Origin of the sequence: Pantoea sp. NSTU24 (genome assembly GCF_050157905.1) — a bacterium.
GTDB lineage: Bacteria > Pseudomonadota > Gammaproteobacteria > Enterobacterales > Enterobacteriaceae > Pantoea.
In genome coordinates, this window is the sequence record NZ_JBKIWZ010000001.1 from 547154 (window position 1) to 565689 (window position 18536).

Here is an 18536-nt window from a genome sequence, read left to right on the forward strand (position 1 = left end):
ATCAGAACAGGTCAATATCGGCGACAGAAGGGTAGATCCAGTCCGGCCGGAACGGCATGGCGTCAATATCGCTTAGCGTTGAGACGCCTGACAGCACCAGCACCGTCTCCAGACCGGCCTGGAACCCGGCGAGAATATCCGTGCGCAGATTGTCCCCGACGATGACTGTCTCTTCGGAATGGGCCTGCATTTTGTTCAGTGCAGCGCGCATGATGTAGGGGCTGGGTTTGCCAACCACGAACGGGCTGCGGCCCGATATTTTTTCGATACCCGCACAGAGCGCGCCACAGGCGGGGATAAACCCACGCGCATGGGTGTCCGGATTGGTAGCGATAAAGCGCGCACCGCTGGCCACAAAAAAGGCCGCTTTATGCATCATGTCCCAGTTGAACGAACGCGTTTCGCCGACAATCACAAAGTCGGGATTCACATCGGTAATGGTAAAGCCGGCTTTGTAGAGTTCATGGATCAACGCGCCTTCACCAATCACATACGCCTTTTTGCCCTCCTGACGGCGCAGGAAGTCGGCAGTAGCCATGGCGGAGGTGTAGAAAACGGACTCCGGCACTTCGACACCCGCCGAGGCAAAGCGATTCGCTAAATCCTGCTCGGTTTGCGAGGGGTAGTTCGTCAGCACCACCAGCGGCATCTCTTTGGCCAGAATACGCTGTAAAAATTCCTGTGCGCCGGGAACGGCCGTATTGTCGTGCATCAGCACGCCATCGATATCACAAATTACGCTTTTAATGGTCATAGTCAGATCCGATGTGGCCCGCCACAGCAGCGGGTTAGCTTAGTCTTCCAGAAGATGTTGCAGCAGAATGCCGTTAAGCATGGCACGTTTAGCCAGCGCAAACGCGCCAATCGCCGAGCGATGATCCAGGGTGGAACGCACGACGGGCAGATTCTTTCGGAACGCCGCCAGAGCCTGGGTGTTGATGCAGCCCTCAATGGCGGGCAGCAGCACTTTTTCAGCCTCGGTGATCTCACCGGCCAGCACCACTTTTTGCGGATTGAACAGATTGATGGCGATTGCAATCGCTTTACCAAGATAGCGGCCAACCTGCTCAACCACTTCGCAGGCCAGTGCATCGCCCTGATTGGCCGCTTTGCAGATGTGGGCCATCTGGCACGCCTCCAGCGTCAGCACGCTGGGATAGCCCTGATTCAGCAGATGTCGTACCCGATTTTCAATGGCACCATTCGCCGCAATCGTTTCAAGACAGCCAAAATTGCCACAGTGACAACGCTCGCCAAGGGGATCGACCTGAATATGGCCGATCTCGCCCACGTTACCGTTGCTACCGAGAAAAATATGGCCATTGGCAATAATGCCTGCGCCGGTGCCGCGGTGTAAGCGCACCAGAATCGAGTCCGCACAGTCGCGGCTTGCACCGAAGTAGTGCTCGGCCAGCGCCAGGCTGCGGATATCATGGCCGACAAAGCTGGTAACGTTAAACCGTTTCTGCAGACTGGCGACGAGCGGCCAGTGGCTGACAGAAATATGCGGCATGTAGCGGATCACGCCATTCACCGGATCGACCAGGCCGGGCAGAATGACCGAAATCGCGATTAATTCACGGATTTTCCGCTGGTGCTGCTCAGTAAAGCTGGCGATGGCGTTGAACAACGCATGTTCCAGCGTCTCCTGGGTACGTTCCGGCAGGGCATAATCTTCCTGCGCCAGCGATTTACCGCTCAGATCGAACAGGGTCAGGGTCGCATCGTAGCGTCCGAGCCGGACGCCGATGGTATGAAAATGGCGGGTTTCAGTAATGATTGAGATGGCGCGGCGACCGCCGGTAGATGCCTGCTGGTCTACCTCTTTGATCAGGCCGCGCTCGATTAACTGACGGGTAATTTTGGTGACGCTGGCGGGCGCGAGCTGGCTGAATTCGGCAATCTGAATGCGCGATATCGGCCCCTGCTGGTCAATCAGCCGATAAACCGCTGCGCTATTAAGTTGCTTAACAAGATCGACATTTCCTATTTGTGACTGGCCGCCAGTGGTCATTCAGTGCTTACTCGCTCAGGACGTCGTCTCCGTTGACAAACGTCTTAATGATTTTAAAGTCGCGCGTAAACACAGTCAGGTTCGCGATTTTTCCTGCTTCGATCGAGCCCAACTGCCTTTCCACGCCCATCGCCCGTGCCGGATAGAGTGTTGCCATGCGTAACGCTTCGTCCAGTGCGATACCCACATGCTCAACACTATTCTGTACAGCTTCAATCATCGTCAGGGCAGAACCGCTCAGTGTGCCGTTTTCGTCAACACAGAGCCCGTCACGATAGTAGATTGTTTTGCCTGCAAAAATAAACTCGCTGATGGCGGCGCCTGCCGGTGCGGTGGCATCGGTTACCAGCACCAGTTTGTCACCCTTAATGCGTTTTGCATTGCGCACGTTAGCGTAATGTACATGTAAACCATCTGCAATGATGCCGCAGTATACATCAGGCGCATCAAACAGCGCACCGATTAGGCCCGGTTCGCGTCCGGCAAAGGCGGGCATGGCATTGTAGAGATGCGTGGCAAACCGAATCCCCGCAGAAAAACCCGCTTTCGCCTCTTCATAAGTTGCATTTGAGTGACCGGCTGAGACGATGATCCCGGCGTCTGTCAGCTGACGAATCACGTCGCTGCCGGCATTCTCGGGGGCAAGGGTCACTTTGGTAATGACGTCCGCATTGGCACAGAGATAATCCACCATCTCTGCGTCGGGCAGGCGAATCAGCGCCGGATCGTGGGTGCCTTTTTTCACCTTGCTGAGCCAGGGACCTTCCAGATGCAGGCCCAGCGCCTGATGCTGATGTTTTTGCAGATAGACCCGCATGGTTTCAATTGCCCGTTTCATCAGGGCGTCGCTGCTGGTGATGAGCGTTGGCAAAAAGCTGGTGCAGCCGGACTTCTCATTCGCGCGCTGCATTGTTTCCAGCGTTTCCACGCTCAGCGCCTCAAGGCTGTCATTGAACTGCACACCGCCGCAGCCATTAAGCTGGAGATCGATAAAGCCGGGTGCAATTATCGCGCCCGCCATGTCCCGCTGCTCAATCGTGGCCGGGAGTGCATCACGCGGACAGACGCGCGCAATCTTTCCGTCAGCAATGACGACCGCATGATTATCCAGAACCTCGTGGCCACTATAGATTCGGCCGTTTACTAATGCGTACATCTCTTTTCTCCCGTCCTGGCCTGCTGTCACTCAGCGTAACAGCAGGGCATGACAATGTTCTGTTACACGCCTTTCATATTTTCCGCTTCCATTTCGCGGAAATATTTTACGGTTTTTACTTTCAGTTCCATAGTGGCGGGTTCATCACATACCACCACCGATTTCGCGTGCAGCTGCAGGCAGCTGATCGTCCACATGTGGTTGACGTTGCCTTCAACCGCCGCCTGCAGGGCCTGCGCTTTCACATGGCCGGTCACCAGAATCATTACCTCTTCGGCATCCAGCAGCGTGCCGACGCCGACCGTCAGTGCATATTTAGGCACCTGATCAACGTCGCCGTTAAAGAAGCGAGAGTTCGCCACGCGCGTGTCATGGGTCAGCGTTTTAATACGGGTACGGGAAGCCAGTGACGACGCTGGTTCGTTAAAGGCGATATGGCCGTCATTGCCGACACCGCCCATAAACAGATGAATTTTACCCAGCGCACGAATTTTCTCTTCGTACTGGCGACATTCTGCGTCAATATCGGGTGCATTACCATTCAGGAGGTTGATGTTTTCTGGTTGAATATCAACATGATCGAAGAAGTTTCGATACATAAAGCTGTGATAACTTTCAGGATGCTCTTTTGGCAAGCCAACGTACTCATCCATATTGAACGTGACGACATGTTTAAAACTGACCTGGCCCGCTTTGTGCATATCGATCAGGTGCCTGTACGCCTCCAGGGGCGTACCGCCGGTCGGCAGTCCCAGGACGAACGGCCTGTCCGCCGTCGGGTTAAACGCGTTGATGCGGTTAACAATGTGTCGGGCAGCCCATTTGCCTACCTGAGTCGGGGTCGCTAAAGGAATCAGTCTCATGTTTCACCTCATTGAAAACAGAAAGGGGAGTGCAAAGCCGTTGCGTTATTCATCAGCCTGAACCTGAGGCTTATTCTCGCGACGGCTCGCGCAGAATTCAATATTTCGAATGATAAAATAAGTTCGGGAACATAGCCACAGGTTGCCGTGCTGTGTAATGTTTTTTAGTGATAAAAATCACATTTACCGGGGTTTTAATTTGCGAGGCGAATTAATTTATCATTACACTTCGCAGCGTGATATGAAGTGCATAAACGATCTTTGCAGCTGACATAACAACATTAAGCGGCGCAAAGCGACAAGTCAGGTCCATAGGGGGAAGGGGTTATGCTAGGTTATCTACAGAAGGTGGGGCGGGCACTGATGGTGCCGGTGGCAACCCTGCCAGCAGCAGCAATTTTAATGGGGGTCGGTTACTGGATTGACCCTGACAGCTGGGGTGCAGGTAATGCACTGGCCGCGTTGCTGATCAAATCCGGTTCGGCAATTATTGACCACATGTCAGTACTGTTTGCGATCGGTATTGCCTATGGCATGTCGAAAGACAAAGATGGTGCCGCTGCACTGACTGGCTTTGTGGGCTTTCTGGTTGTCACTACACTCTGCTCACCCGCAGCGGTGTCGATGATCCAGAAAATGCCTTTAGATCAGGTTCCCGCTGCCTTCAACAAAATCGATAACCAGTTTGTCGGCATTCTGGTCGGGATTTTGTCAGCAGAGGTTTATAACCGCTTCAGCCATGTCGAACTGCCAAAAGCGCTTTCTTTCTTCAGCGGACGCCGGCTGGTGCCGATCCTGGTCTCGTTTTTGATGATCCTGGTCGCTTTTATCCTGATGTACATCTGGCCCGTTATCTTTAATGGCCTGGTCGGCTTTGGCGAACATATCCAGAAGCTCGGCTCTGCCGGGGCAGGTATCTACGCCTTCTTTAACCGTCTGCTGATTCCGGTGGGTTTGCATCACGCCCTGAACTCGGTGTTCTGGTTTGATGTGGCGGGAATTAATGACATCCCTAAATTCCTGGGCGGTGCGCAGTCACTGGCTAACGGCTCGGCAACAGTCGGCATCACCGGCCGTTATCAGGCGGGCTTCTTCCCGATTATGATGTTTGGCCTGCCAGGCGCCGCGCTGGCGATTTACCACTGCGCACGTCCTGAGAACCGCGTCAAAGTGGGCAGTATCATGCTGGCCGCGGCCTTTGCCGCTTTCTTTACCGGTATCACCGAACCGCTGGAATTCTCCTTTATGTTTGTGGCGCCGGTGCTTTATCTGATCCATGCGGTGCTGACCGGAATCTCCGTCTTCATCGCCGCCAGCATGCACTGGATCGCCGGATTTGGTTTCAGCGCCGGGCTGGTGGATATGGTGCTGTCGACCCGTAACCCGCTGGCGACCCACTGGTACATGCTGATCCCGCAGGGTCTGGTCTTCTTCGCCATCTACTATCTGGTTTTCCGCTTCACCATCAAAAAATTCAACCTGATGACGCCGGGCCGTGAGCTGGCGGTCGCAGGTGATGAAAGTGATGGCTATGATGTCAACGTGGACAAAACCGGTAACGATGAGACGGCGACCGAATCGCTGGCGCGCCGCTACATTGGTGCGGTGGGGGGCTCGACGAATTTAACCGGTATCGACGCCTGTATTACCCGTCTGCGTCTCAACGTGAACGATTCCGCCCAGGTGAATGAGGGTGTAGCGAAGCGCCTCGGGGCATCTGGCGTAATCCGTCTTAATAAACAGAACGTGCAGATCATCGTCGGCACCCAGGCAGAAAGCATTGCGTCTGCCATGAAAAAAGTCCTGACTAAAGGGCCGGTTGCGGCTGCTGCGGCCGGCAGTGCGCCAGCCGAGCCAGACGTTAAACATCAGGCGGTACCGGACAGAGAGAAGCGGGTTATCGCCACCCTGCTGGCGCCGGTCTCCGGCGAAGTCGTGGCGCTGGAGTCCGTGCCGGATGAAGCCTTTGCCAGCAAAGCGGTCGGTGAGGGTCTGGCGATCAAACCCAGCGACAAGCGGGTGGTGGCACCGATTGCGGGCACGGTAGTGAAAATCTTCAACACCAATCACGCTTTCTGCCTGGAAACGGACAGTGGCGTGGAGATTGTGGTGCACATGGGGCTGGATACCGTGGCGCTGGACGGCAAAGGCTTTACCCGTCTGGTGGAAGAGGGGGCCAGTGTGGTCGCCGGTCAGCCTGTGCTGGAGATGGATCTTGATTTCCTCAACGCTAACGCCCGCTCGATGGTGAGTCCGGTTGTGGTCAGTAACAGCGATGATTTTGCCGGTCTGACGCTGCTGGCTCAGGGGCAGGTGGTGGCGGGCGTCACCCCGCTCTACGAAGTGAAACGCTAATCCCCGCAACAGAACGCCACAGGCAGGAAGCGATTCCTGCCTTTTTTGTTTTAAAGGCTTAACAAACGGTTGTTTCCCTCAGACGCTTTGTGGATCATACTCCGTTACTTCGTGGTACAAATCACCCGTTATTCGTATTGAGGATTTTTGAGATGAGTGAGGCTGAAGCCCGCCCAACTAACTTTATTCGTCAGATCATCGACGAAGATTTGGCGAGCGGTAAGCACAACAGCGTGCATACCCGTTTTCCGCCAGAGCCCAATGGCTATCTGCATATTGGTCATGCGAAATCAATCTGTCTGAATTTTGGCATTGCCCAGGATTATCAGGGGCAATGCAACCTGCGTTTTGACGATACCAATCCGGTCAAAGAGGATATCGAGTTCGTTGAATCCATTAAGCGTGACGTCCAGTGGCTGGGTTTTGAGTGGAGTGGTGAAGTCCGTTACTCATCAGACTATTTTGATCAGCTTTATCACTACGCGGTTGAGCTGATTTCCAAAGGGCTCGCTTACGTCGATGAACTGAGTCCGGACCAGATCCGTGAATATCGTGGCACCCTGAAAGAGCCTGGCAAAAACAGCCCTTATCGCGATCGCAGCGTGGAAGAGAATCTGGCGCTGTTCGAAAAGATGCGTAACGGTGAGTTCGCTGAAGGCACTGCCTGCCTGCGCGCCAGAATTGATATGGCTTCAAACTTCATTGTGATGCGCGATCCGGTGCTCTACCGTATCAAATTCGCGGAACACCACCAGACGGGTAATAAGTGGTGTATCTACCCGATGTATGACTTTACCCATTGCATCTCCGATGCGCTGGAAGGCATTACTCATTCTCTCTGCACGCTGGAGTTTCAGGACAACCGTCGTCTCTACGACTGGGTGCTGGATAACATTACTATTCCGGTCCATCCGCGTCAGTATGAGTTCTCACGCCTGAATCTTGAGTATGCGGTGATGTCGAAACGCAAACTTACTCAGCTGGTGACCGAGAAGCATGTTGAAGGCTGGGATGACCCGCGTATGCTGACCGTCTCAGGTCTGCGTCGCCGGGGTTACACCGCAGCCTCCATCCGTGAGTTCTGCCGTCGTATTGGCGTGACTAAACAGGATAACATCGTGGAGATGGCGTCGCTGGAGTCATGCATCCGCGACGATCTCAATGAGAATGCACCCCGTGCTATGGCCGTGCTGGATCCGCTTAAAATCGTCATTGAGAATCTGCCAGCGGGTTACAACGAAAACATCACCATGCCAAATCACCCCGGTAAGCCGGAGATGGGCACGCGTGAGGTACCGTTCAGCCGTGAAATCTGGATTGATCGGGCAGATTTCCGTGAAGAGGCGAACAAGCAGTACAAGCGTCTGGTGCTGGGCAAAGAGGTCCGACTGCGCAACGCCTATGTGATTCGTGCTGAGCGTGTTGCCAAAGATGAAGCGGGTAATATTACCTGCATCTACTGCACCAGCGATGTTGATACGCTGAGTAAAGATCCGGCTGATGGTCGCAAGGTGAAAGGGGTCATTCATTGGGTGTCTGCGGATCATGCGCAGCCTGCGGAATTCCGTCTGTATGATCGGCTGTTTAGCGTGCCAAACCCGGGCGCGGCAGAGGACTTCCTGGCGGTCATTAACCCTGAATCGCTGACTATCAAAAATGGCTTCGTCGAACCGGGGCTGCGCAATGCAGAACCTGACGCGCCGTACCAGTTTGAACGCGAAGGGTATTTCTGCGCCGACAGTGTTTATTCAAAACCGTCGCAGCTGGTGTTTAACCGCACCGTAGGTCTTCGCGATACCTGGGCGAAAACCGGCGAATAAAACGTTCCGGAACCGACCCCATAAAATGGTAAAAGGGCGATTTATCGCCCTTTTTTATGTCTCCGATTTTCAACATAACCGACGTTTATTCTTTGCTGAAGAAAATTGCATCAGCACCCGCCGTGAGAGTTATCCGAGTTTAAAAAAATTAATCAATTTCAGGGTGTGAATTAGTGGCTTTCAGGTAGGCTATGCGCTTTCAGAGGCCGCAAAGCGGGTTAAAGAAGGAAAAAAAATGAACGCTCTCGCTCAGGAAGCCAGACACAGTGTGGTCGTTTTACATCAGCTCATTGAACGTATTTTTAATCAGGCAGCCGGATCGGATGACAGTTTTGAGCTGCTGATGTCCTATTTCCATCCCGAATTTCGCATGGTGACGCCAAAGGGAAAAGAGTATAACCTCAACGACGTTGAGGATCTTTTCCGACAGCTACAGGGCCAGCGGGAAGGGATGCGCATCGCCACCTGCGAACACGTGATCCTTTCGCATCATGAAAAAGAGATTACCGTGCAGTATCGCGAGATGCAGATGCTGAACGGCAATAATCAGAGCCGTATCGCTCTGGCCATTCTGGACTGCAGCAGTACGATCCCGCGCTGGCGTTATCTGCAGGAGACACTGGTCGCCTGATATCGCAGCAGAACGGACGTACGAAAAAAAAACCGGTGCATTCACCGGTTTTTATATTTCACATCACCCAGGAATTACTGGTCGTGCAGATTTTCGTTTTCCCGGCAGTCGCCCACGGTGCAGTGGCCATAAAGATAGAGGCTGTGGTTGGTCAGCTTGATGCCATGACGGGTCGCAATTTCGCGCTGACGCGTTTCGATTGATTCATCGCTGAACTCGATAACTTTGCCGCAATCCAGGCAGATCAGGTGATCATGGTGATGCTGCTGCGTCAGTTCAAAGACAGATTTGCCACCTTCAAAGTTATGGCGCGTGACAATACCTGCATCATCGAACTGATTCAGAACGCGGTAAACGGTAGCCAGGCCAATTTCTTCACCGATGTCGATCAGGCGTTTGTACAAATCTTCCGCACTGACGTGATGGCACTCAGGTTCCTGAAGCACTTCCAGAATTTTTAGTCTGGGCAGTGTCACTTTCAGGCCAGCCTTCTTTAATGCGGTGTTGTTGTCAGTCATGCGGATTTTGTCCTGTTACTAATATCACTTTTGTGGCGTGTCGCCTTGAATGTCGATCTGTGCTTATTCTCATTTGCGTCTCATTATAGAGCTGAAGCGATGAAATGAAAACCAGAGGGCGTGCCTGAATCGTCATGGGCTAAAGGGGATTCGTCACCGGGCCGGGGAGGATTCTGGCAGAGTCTGTTTGACCATCGCTTCATCATCACGCCTGATAAAATACGCGGAAGATCGATGCGGGTATTCTACAGATTAAACGGAGAAAGTTAAAAAAATGTGGCTATTATTTCTATAGGAATTTCCATTGCCTCAATGTGAGCTGGCGCTCACATTGAGGCATGCAGGATCAGGCTTCCAGAATCTCTTTCAGCTGCAGTTCATCAAAAATCTGCTTAACCCACTGCTCAACGCGCTGGCTGGTCAGTTCCGGCTGGCGATCTTCGTCGATGGCCAGTCCCAGGAAGTGTTTATCATCAGCCAGACCTTTTGATGCTTCAAAATGGTAGCCTTCGGTCGGCCAGTGGCCAACAATTACCGCACCATGAGGCTCGATGATGTCGCGGATGGTGCCCATCGCGTCACAGAAATACTCTGCATAATCTTCCTGGTCGCCGCAGCCGAACAGCGCAACCAGTTTACCATTGAAATCAATCTCTTCCAGCGTCGGGAAGAAGTCGTCCCAGTCACACTGTGCTTCACCGTAATACCAGGTCGGAATACCCAGCAGCAGGATATCAAACGCTTCCAGATCTTCTTTTGTACTTTTCGCGATGTCATGCACTTCTGCAACGTCTTTACCCAGCTGTTTCTGGATCATTTTTGCAATGTTTTCGGTGTTGCCGGTATCGCTGCCAAAGAAGATGCCTACGAGTGCCATGAGTAAAATAACCTCTTAAATCCTGATGATGAGATGTGTGCCGCAGCACAATTCAGCAAATAATAGCAGACGAGACAAACCCGCGGAACGGTTAAAGCCTCGACATTTGCTCCTGCGTGCGATTCGCCCGCGTTAATCCAGTTTGAGCTGGGCCAGCAGCATCTGTTCGATCAGTTCGCTGCGGCTGAGGTTGCGCTGTTCTGCCAGCGTATTGAGTGCATCGACGGCTTCACTGTTCATTTTCAGCTCGACACGACGAAGCCCGCGCCCTTTATCGCGTTTCAGCTGATTACGCTTGTTGATGCGCAACTGTTCATCACGCGAAAGCGGACTGGTTTTGGGTCGACCCGGGCGACGCTCATCAGCAAAGAGATCGAGCGTCGTACGGTCAGTCTGTTCTTTTGCCATGGCTTAGTAAAACTGAATGGGTGCGGGTGTCAGATACTCACCGCGCAGATTATAAATTATTGGCCGCTGCCGCAGAAAAACTGACCTGCGGCAAAATTTTAGCGCGACATCATACTTCACGCTTACGCCCGACGCCAATCCTAAACCTTTACCGCCATCTATTTGCTTTTAAAGCGCAAAAAATCGGCGAACCGTGCGCAGAACAGCATCAGGTTTTTCCGCATGAACCCAGTGGCCAGCGCCACCGATGACGTGCGCCTGCGCAGCCGGAAACTGCTGAAGCAGGGCATCGCGATAGCGATTGTCCAGATAGCTGGAGTCTCCGCCGCGAATGAACAGCGCCGGATGCGGCCAGGCGGGCACCGGCTGCCAGCCAGAAATCGTGGCGTAGTTGTCCCACAGTACCGGCACGTTAAAGCGCCATTCGCCCTCGTGAAACGACTTCAGCAGGAACTGGATGATGCCCTCTTCGTCAATCAGCGTACGCATGATCCGCGCCGCCTCGCTGCGCAGTGTGACGCCCGCAGCCGTCACAGCACGAATAGCAGCAAAGATGTCGTCGTGGCGGCGGGTCTGATAATCCACCGGTGCGATGTCAATCATCACAAGTCGCTCGATGCGGTCTGGTATTAATGCGCTCATGGTCATGGCGATTTTGCCACCCATTGAGTGACCGATGACGGCGACGCGGTCAATGCCATGAGCATCCAGTGTGTCAACCATATCCTGTGCCATTACAGCGTAGTTCATCTCGTCGGAACGGAGGGAAAGGCCATGGTTACGGACATCTGCCTGCAGCAGCGGGCCGGCATCTTTCAGCCCGCGCGCCAGCACGCCAAGGTTATCCAGACTGCCAAACAGACCGTGAATAAGCAGGATTGGCAGGGAATCAGCAGAAGATTGTTCAGTTTGCAGACGGGCGTTCAAAATCATAGCAAAGTTCTTAAGTTTGAGACCTGAGCTTAGGTTATCATGGTTTCACCTTTTCAGGCGCGCCGGTTCCGGCGGCATTAGGACATATTCTGACTTTTGCCCGTAAACCGTTTGATTACTAACAACCCGCCTGAATTTAACTTTATAATCCTGATGTTAGAACCCACACATCCTTTGAATCGCCTGGCTATACTCAGGGCTTTTCAGGAAACAGGTGGTTCTGTCATGAGAAAGAACCGTACGGAATAAGATGAAAACGATCGAAGTTGACGAAGAGCTCTACCGGTATATCGCCAGCCACACGCAGCATATTGGTGAAAGCGCATCCGACATTCTGCGCCGCATGCTGAAGTTTACAGCCGGTCAGACGGTCAGTGCATCGCCTGCGCAGGCCGTTTCAAAAGAGGCAGCGAAAGAGTCTCAGCCTGTGTCTGTGGGTTCGCGCCCGCAGGATCGTGTTCGCGCGATGCGTGAGCTGCTGCTCTCCGATGAATATGCGGAGCAGAAGCGGGCGGTGAATCGCTTTATGCTTGTCCTGTCAACGCTCTATCGTCTCGACACCACAGCCTTTGCTGAAGCCACTGCCTCTCTGCAGGGCCGCACCCGCGTCTACTTTGCCGGTGACGAGCATACGCTGTTACAGAATGGCACCCATACTAAGCCGAAGCATGTGCCCGGCACACCGTACTGGGTCATCACCAATACCAACACGGGTCGTAAATGCAGCATGATCGAACACATCATGCTCTCGATGCAGTTCCCTGCGGAACTGACCGAGAAAGTTTGCGGCACCCTCTAAAAACATAAGCGTCAGGGAGCAGCGCCAATGGCCAATCACCCACGTGCCGGGCAACCCGCCCAGCAGAGCGATTTGATTAATGTTGCACAGTTAACGTCACAATATTATGTCCTGAAGCCCGATGTGGCGAACCCGGAACATGCGGTGAAGTTTGGCACCTCTGGCCATCGCGGCAGCGCAGGGCGTCAGAGCTTCAATGAGATGCACATTCTGGCGATCGCGCAGGCTATTGCCGAAGAGCGCAAAAAGAACGGCATTACCGGACCCTGCTACGTCGGTAAAGACACCCATGCACTGTCAGAACCGGCGATGCTGTCGGTGCTGGAAGTGCTGGCGGCAAACGGCGTCGATGTGATTGTGCAGCAGGACAACGGCTACACGCCAACCCCTGCGATCTCAAATGCGATTCTTGAGCACAATAAAGCGGGTGGCGCGCTGGCTGACGGTATCGTCATTACGCCGTCACACAACCCACCGGAAGATGGCGGCATCAAGTACAACCCACCGAACGGCGGCCCGGCTGATACCAACGTCACGAAAGTTGTAGAAGATCGTGCGAATCAGCTGATGAAAGCGGGCCTGCAGGAGGTGAAACGTCTGCCTCTGGAGCAGGCGCTGGCCAGCGGTCATGTGGTCGAGAAAGATCTGATCCAGCCTTATGTTGAAGGTCTGGCGGAGATCATCGACTTCCCGGCGATTCAGAAAGCTGGTCTGAAGCTGGGCGTTGATCCCCTCGGTGGTTCGGGTATTGCTTACTGGCAGCGTATTGCTGAGCACTACAAGCTGGATCTGACGCTGGTGAATGATGCGGTCGATCAGACCTTCCGCTTTATGCACCTGGATAAAGATGGCGTCGTGCGCATGGACTGCTCCTCCGAGAGCGCCATGGCCGGCCTGCTGGCATACCGTGACAAGTTCGATCTGGCGTTCGGTAACGATCCCGATTATGACCGCCACGGCATTGTGACCCCGGCGGGTCTGATGAATCCAAACCACTATCTGGCTGTAGCGATCAACTACCTGTTCCAGCACCGTCCACAGTGGGGCCAGGATGTTGCTGTCGGCAAAACGCTGGTGTCCAGCGCCATGATTGACCGTGTGGTCAACGACATCGGCCGCAAGCTGGTCGAAGTCCCGGTTGGCTTCAAGTGGTTCGTTGATGGTCTGTATGACGGCAGCTTCGGTTTCGGTGGCGAAGAGAGTGCAGGCGCTTCCTTCCTGCGCTTCGACGGCACGCCATGGTCAACTGACAAAGATGGCATCATCATGTGTCTGCTGGCGGCGGAAATTACGGCGGTTACGGGTAAGAATCCGCAGGAGCATTACGACGAACTGGCCGCACGCTTTGGCGCACCGAGCTACAATCGTCTGCAGGCGTCAGCCACCTCTGCGCAGAAAGCCGCGCTGTCGAAGCTGTCTCCGGAGATGGTGAGCGCGGATACCCTGGCGGGCGATCCTATCACCGCGCGTCTGACTGCGGCACCGGGTAATGGTGCATCGATTGGCGGCCTGAAAGTGATGACGGAAAATGGCTGGTTTGCTGCCCGTCCGTCAGGTACCGAAGACGCTTATAAGATCTACTGTGAAAGTTTCCTTGGCGCGGAACATCGCGCGCAGATCGAGAAAGAAGCGGTAGAAATTGTCAGCGAAGTGCTGAAAAACGCCTGATCGATCAGGCAGAAAAAGGCGCCGCTGGCGCCTTTTTTTATGGCATAAAGCGATAGCCAATGCCGGTTTCAGTCAGCAGATGGGCGGGCTGGGTGGGGTTTGCTTCCAGCTTCTGCCGCAGATGTCCCATATAAATCCGCAGATAGTGGCTATGTTCCACCGCATTGGGTCCCCAGACCTGGCTCAGCAGCTGCCGTTGTGTCAGCACCTTGCCGGCGTTGTTAAGCAGAATGCTCAACAAACGAAATTCGATTGGCGTGAGATGGATCTCGCTGTCGCCGCGCTGTACCCGGCGTGCTGCGAGATCGACGCTGACGTCAGCAAAATGGATTCTGGCATCCGGCTGCGGGCGGCTGTGGCGGCGTAGCGCGACCCGGACACGCGCCAGCAGTTCACCAATGCCAAAAGGTTTGGTCAGATAGTCATCTGCTCCCGCATCCAGCGCAGCGATTTTGTCCTGCTCGTCAGTGCGCGCCGACAGTACGATGACAGGTATCGCGCTCCACTGGCGCAGGTCGCGAATAAAATCGGTTCCATCGCCATCCGGCAGGCCAAGATCGAGGATCACTAAATCGGGCTTACGGGTCGCCGCTTCGATCAGCCCGCGCTGCAGCGTGTCGGCATCTGCCACTCTCAGATCTTCATTTTCCAGTGCCAGCCGGACAAAGCGGCGGATCTCTTTCTCATCTTCAACGATTAAAACCGTAGCCACGCATTACCTGCCTTAGGTGGGGAGCGAAGCGTTACTCTACCAATATTTCAGGCTGTCGTCCGCGTGCTTAGCAGCCGACGTTTTTAAACCCGGCTGTAACCCGTCAATAACTTATTTCTTGTTTAACACGATGCGCAGTACTGACAGGCAAAAAGCGCTTAAAAGAAGTGGTCAGAGGTGTAGAAGAATTGCACAGTCTGGCGTAAAATCAGACACAGATCACATTCACAGACTTAGTATTGCCGGGAGGAGAAACCATGTATCAGGCCTATCCACGCTATAAAATTATCGCACGGCGTACGCTGGTCATTCTTTTTGGCGTATCCGCTCTGCCTGTGATGATATTTCGTCAGGACAGAGCACGTTTTTACAGTTATCTGCACCGCATCTGGTGCAAAACCAGTGCCAAACCGGTCTGGCTGGCACAATCTGAAGCTGGCGGTGGCGCGTTCTGGTAATCTGCCTGTCTGCAAGTGCGAGAAAAGCCTGGTCTGCTGACCGGGTTTTTTTTTGCGTTTTTCCTGAGAATAAGCGATACGGATCTGCGCAATCGGGCTTTATTCCTGTCACTTTTGCGCTACACTTAAACCTCTACAAGATTTTGGAGGTTGTACAAGTATGGGCAAAAAAATCCCCGTTGGAATCAGTGCGTGTCTGCTTGGCGACAGCGTCAGGTTTGATGGCGGTCATAAACGTCTTACTTTTGCGACTCAGGATCTTACCCCATTTGTCCGCTTTGAACCGATCTGCCCGGAAATGGCGATCGGTTTGCCTACACCGCGCCCGGCGTTACGTCTGGTAAAACAGGATGATGACGAACTGCATCTCTGTTTCAGCAAAGATGGCGGTGAAGAAGTAACGAAAGAGATGCGTGCCTGGTCTGCCGAACGGGTGAAATCGCTGCATCATCTCTCAGGCTATATCCTGTGCGCCAAATCCCCCAGCTGTGGCATGGAGCGGGTACGGGTTTATGAGCCTGACAACAACAATAATCGTAAAGTCGGCATGGGCATTTTTGCCGAATTCCTTCAGCGTGAGATGCCCTGGCTGCCGCTGGAAGAGGATGGCCGTCTGCATGATCCCGCACTGCGCGAAAACTTTATTGGTCGCATCTGCGCGCTGCATGAGTTCAACGAGATGTGGGAAAGCGGCCTGACCCGTCACAAACTGATTGCCTTCCACAGCCGCTATAAGCTGATGATGCTGGCCCACTCCCAGGAAAAATATCGTGAGCTGGGGCCATTTGTCGCCTCAATGAGCCAGTGGGAATCACTGGATGCTTTCGCCTTTGAATATCGCAACCGCATGATGGCACTGATGTCGCGACCGGCTTCACGTCGTAACCATACTAACGTGCTGATGCATGTGCAGGGCTACTTCCGCCGTCAGCTCAGTTCACCCCAGCGTCAGGAGCTGGCGACGCTGATTGACCGCTATCGTCAGGGGACGCAGCCTCTGCTTGTGCCGATCACGATTCTCAAGCACTACATGGCCGAGTTTCCGCATCCCTGGCTGGCTCAGCAACGCTACTTTGACCCTTATCCCGAAGCCTTGCGCTTACGCTATGGACAGTAATTCAGGAGGCGTATGACCACCCATCTGGTCTGGCTGCGTAATGATTTACGCATTAATGATAACCTTGCGCTGCATGCCGCCTGCCGTGACAGCAAGGCAACAGTGATTGCGCTTTTCCTTGCGACCCCTGAGCAGTGGCAGCAGCATGACATGTCGCCAAAGCAGGCGGCATTTATTCATGCCAGCCTGACGGCGGTGCAGGGCGCTCTGGCCGAACGCGGCATTGAACTGCATTACAGGGCGTGCAAAGCCTTTAGCGACAGCGTCGATGCGCTGTTAAAGTTTTGTGACCAGCACAAGGTCGACCAGCTCTTTTACAACTATCAGTATGAAGTAAACGAGCGTGAGCGCGACGCGGAGGCCGAAAAGCGGCTCAATGAGGCCGGTGTCACCTGTCAGGGCTTCGACGACAGCCTGCTGCTGCCGCCAGGCAGTGTGCAGAGCGGCGATCGCTCGATGTACAAAGTCTTTACGCCGTTCAGCAAAGCTTTCGTCCGCCGTCTGCAGCAGGGATTGCCGGAGTGCGTGCCTGCACCGAAAGCGCGCGAGGGCGCGCCGCTGAAAACCACCCGGATTCCGGCCTTTAAGTGCCCCAGTGAAGCATTCGATGAAAAACTGTTTCCGCCTGGCGAAGAGGCCGCACTGAAAAAGCTGCGCCATTTCGCGGGCAAGCCGGTGATCGACTATCCGGCAAAGCGCGATCAGCCCGCGCTGGACGCGACCAGCCGTCTCTCTGTTTATCTGTCGACAGGCGTACTGTCACCTCGTCAGTGTCTGCATCGTGTCCTGCACGAGCATCCTGATGCACTGGAGAACGGCAAAGCGTTTACCTGGCTGAACGAGCTGATCTGGCGTGAGTTTTACCGCCATCTGCTGGTCGCCTATCCATCGCTCTGCCGCCATCAGCCGTTTGTTGACTGGACACGCCATGTTGAGTGGCAGAAAAACAAGGCTCACTTTGACGCCTGGAAAGCAGGTAAAACCGGTTTTCCAATTGTGGATGCGGCTATGCGTCAGATGAACCAGCTGGGCTGGATGCACAATCGTCTGCGAATGATCACGGCCAGTTTCCTGGTTAAAGATCTGCTGGTTGACTGGCGTGAAGGCGAACGCTACTTCATGCAGCAGTTGATTGATGGCGATCTGGCCGCAAATAATGGCGGCTGGCAGTGGGCCGCTTCGACCGGCACAGACGCGGCCCCCTATTTTCGTATTTTTAATCCGACCACTCAGGGCGAGCGTTTCGATCCGCAGGGGGAATTTATTCGCCACTATCTGCCAGAGCTGGCTGATGTTCCCGACAGTGATATTCATGAGCCGCATCAGTGGGCGGAGAAGCATAAGAAGAAACTCGATTATCCGTCACCAATCGTGGATCATAAGGCAGCACGTAAAAAGACATTAGACGCCTTTGAGCGCGCAAAAAGCGACGCCTGAGGCTTCGAAGGAGCCTGTATGAACCATTACGAACTTGAGAGGCTGATTAATCAGCACCTCGACAGCCGCAGCTTCAGCGATTATGCCCCCAACGGGCTGCAGGTCGAGGGACGCAGTGAGATTAAAACCATCGTCACCGGCGTCACTGCCTGTCAGGCGCTGCTGGATGAGGCGGCAGCCCGTCAGGCCGATGCGATCATCGTGCATCACGGCTATTTCTGGAAAAGCGAGCCTGCCGTGATAAAAGGCATGAAGCGCCGTCGACTGCGCACCCTGCTGGCTAACGATATCAACCTCTACGGCTGGCATCTGCCGCTCGACGCGCATCCTGAACTGGGCAACAACGCTCAGCTGGCCAGGCTGCTGGACATTGAGGTACGGGGCGAAGTGATGCCGCTGGTGTTCCACGGTGAACTGGCCGAGCCGATCGCTGGCGAGCAGCTGGCCCGCCGTATCGCTGAGCGGCTCGGTCGTGAGCCACTGCATTGTGGTGACAACGCGCCTGCGCTAATCCGTCGCATCGCCTGGTGCAGCGGTGGCGGACAGGGCTTTATCGACCAGGCTGCCGCTGCGGGTGTCGATGCCTATATTACCGGCGAAGTCTCTGAGCAGACCATCCACAGCGCGCGCGAGCAGGGTATACATTTCTTTGCTGCGGGCCACCACGCCACCGAACGGGGCGGCGTAAAAGCACTGGGCGAGTGGCTGGCGCAGCATCACGATCTGGACGTTACCTTCATCGATATCCCCAATCCCGCCTGACCCTCCTC

General features: G+C 54.3%; 18 protein-coding genes. 9 read left to right on the top strand and 9 right to left on the bottom strand.

Going from position 1 to position 18536, the window contains the following annotated elements:
* Position 1: 1 nt before the first annotated feature.
* The 4 genes from ACLHDD_RS02760 to nagB form a co-directional block, all read right to left on the bottom strand.
* Positions 2 to 754, bottom strand: a complete 753-nt coding sequence (locus tag ACLHDD_RS02760; RefSeq protein ID WP_111141045.1) for an HAD-IIA family hydrolase — start codon at positions 752 to 754, stop codon at positions 2 to 4.
* A 39-nt stretch (positions 755 to 793) separates the two neighbouring features.
* Positions 794 to 2014, bottom strand: a complete 1221-nt coding sequence (nagC, locus tag ACLHDD_RS02765) for a DNA-binding transcriptional regulator NagC (RefSeq protein ID WP_427102839.1) — start codon at positions 2012 to 2014, stop codon at positions 794 to 796.
* A 7-nt stretch (positions 2015 to 2021) separates the two neighbouring features.
* Positions 2022 to 3170 carry an N-acetylglucosamine-6-phosphate deacetylase gene (gene nagA / locus ACLHDD_RS02770; RefSeq protein WP_427102840.1) on the bottom strand — a complete coding sequence of 383 codons (1149 nt, stop codon included), beginning with the start codon at positions 3168 to 3170 and terminating at the stop codon, positions 2022 to 2024.
* A 62-nt stretch (positions 3171 to 3232) separates the two neighbouring features.
* Positions 3233 to 4033, bottom strand: coding sequence for a glucosamine-6-phosphate deaminase (gene nagB, locus ACLHDD_RS02775; protein WP_427102841.1), 801 nt, complete (start codon positions 4031 to 4033; stop codon positions 3233 to 3235).
* Positions 4034 to 4360: 327 nt separating this feature from the next.
* Here nagB and nagE point away from each other — a divergent pair, with 327 nt between their 5' ends.
* From nagE to ACLHDD_RS02790, 3 genes are all read left to right on the top strand, one after another.
* Entirely contained in the window at positions 4361 to 6388 is a 2028-nt protein-coding gene (gene nagE, locus ACLHDD_RS02780) for an N-acetylglucosamine-specific PTS transporter subunit IIBC (protein WP_427102842.1), read from the top strand.
* A 152-nt stretch (positions 6389 to 6540) separates the two neighbouring features.
* Positions 6541 to 8208 carry a glutamine--tRNA ligase gene (glnS, locus tag ACLHDD_RS02785; protein ID WP_427102843.1) on the top strand — a complete coding sequence of 556 codons (1668 nt, stop codon included), beginning with the start codon at positions 6541 to 6543 and terminating at the stop codon, positions 8206 to 8208.
* Positions 8209 to 8443: 235 nt separating this feature from the next.
* The gene (locus ACLHDD_RS02790) at positions 8444 to 8839 is read left to right on the top strand and encodes a hypothetical protein (protein WP_427102844.1); all 396 of its coding nucleotides are present in this window, start codon (positions 8444 to 8446) and stop codon (positions 8837 to 8839) included.
* A gap of 74 nt (positions 8840 to 8913) precedes the next feature.
* On the opposite strand, the gene fur is transcribed toward ACLHDD_RS02790, so the two are convergent.
* From fur to ybfF, 4 genes are all read right to left on the bottom strand, one after another.
* Positions 8914 to 9357 carry a ferric iron uptake transcriptional regulator gene (fur, locus tag ACLHDD_RS02795; protein WP_128085774.1) on the bottom strand — a complete coding sequence of 148 codons (444 nt, stop codon included), beginning with the start codon at positions 9355 to 9357 and terminating at the stop codon, positions 8914 to 8916.
* Positions 9358 to 9703: 346 nt separating this feature from the next.
* On the bottom strand, positions 9704 to 10234 hold the full coding sequence (gene fldA / locus ACLHDD_RS02800) for a flavodoxin FldA (RefSeq protein ID WP_111141029.1): 531 nt from the start codon (positions 10232 to 10234) through the stop codon (positions 9704 to 9706).
* A gap of 132 nt (positions 10235 to 10366) precedes the next feature.
* Positions 10367 to 10642 (bottom strand): LexA regulated protein, encoded by a 276-nt coding sequence (gene ybfE / locus ACLHDD_RS02805; protein WP_003852811.1) that lies wholly within the window; start codon positions 10640 to 10642, stop codon positions 10367 to 10369.
* 168 nt (positions 10643 to 10810) lie between these two features.
* The gene (gene ybfF, locus ACLHDD_RS02810; RefSeq protein WP_427102845.1) at positions 10811 to 11575 is read right to left on the bottom strand and encodes an esterase; all 765 of its coding nucleotides are present in this window, start codon (positions 11573 to 11575) and stop codon (positions 10811 to 10813) included.
* Between the two features lie 250 nt (positions 11576 to 11825).
* Here ybfF and seqA point away from each other — a divergent pair, with 250 nt between their 5' ends.
* Together seqA and pgm are read left to right on the top strand one after the other, a co-directional pair.
* Entirely contained in the window at positions 11826 to 12374 is a 549-nt protein-coding gene (seqA, locus tag ACLHDD_RS02815) for a replication initiation negative regulator SeqA (RefSeq protein ID WP_427102846.1), read from the top strand.
* Between the two features lie 27 nt (positions 12375 to 12401).
* Positions 12402 to 14042, top strand: coding sequence for a phosphoglucomutase (alpha-D-glucose-1,6-bisphosphate-dependent) (gene pgm / locus ACLHDD_RS02820; protein WP_128085777.1), 1641 nt, complete (start codon positions 12402 to 12404; stop codon positions 14040 to 14042).
* Positions 14043 to 14079: 37 nt separating this feature from the next.
* Here the strand turns inward: pgm and kdpE are convergent, their stop codons facing one another.
* Positions 14080 to 14754, bottom strand: a complete 675-nt coding sequence (gene kdpE / locus ACLHDD_RS02825; RefSeq protein ID WP_427102847.1) for a two-component system response regulator KdpE — start codon at positions 14752 to 14754, stop codon at positions 14080 to 14082.
* A 257-nt stretch (positions 14755 to 15011) separates the two neighbouring features.
* On the opposite strand from kdpE, the gene ACLHDD_RS02830 reads away from it, so the two are divergent.
* From ACLHDD_RS02830 to ACLHDD_RS02845, 4 genes are all read left to right on the top strand, one after another.
* Positions 15012 to 15212 (top strand): YbfA family protein, encoded by a 201-nt coding sequence (locus tag ACLHDD_RS02830; RefSeq protein WP_427102848.1) that lies wholly within the window; start codon positions 15012 to 15014, stop codon positions 15210 to 15212.
* Positions 15213 to 15372: 160 nt separating this feature from the next.
* Positions 15373 to 16329, top strand: a complete 957-nt coding sequence (locus ACLHDD_RS02835) for a YbgA family protein (RefSeq protein WP_427102849.1) — start codon at positions 15373 to 15375, stop codon at positions 16327 to 16329.
* A gap of 12 nt (positions 16330 to 16341) precedes the next feature.
* Positions 16342 to 17766, top strand: coding sequence for a deoxyribodipyrimidine photo-lyase (phrB, locus tag ACLHDD_RS02840; RefSeq protein WP_427102850.1), 1425 nt, complete (start codon positions 16342 to 16344; stop codon positions 17764 to 17766).
* Between the two features lie 18 nt (positions 17767 to 17784).
* Positions 17785 to 18528, top strand: a complete 744-nt coding sequence (locus tag ACLHDD_RS02845) for a type 2 GTP cyclohydrolase I (protein ID WP_427102851.1) — start codon at positions 17785 to 17787, stop codon at positions 18526 to 18528.
* Positions 18529 to 18536: the final 8 nt, after the last annotated feature.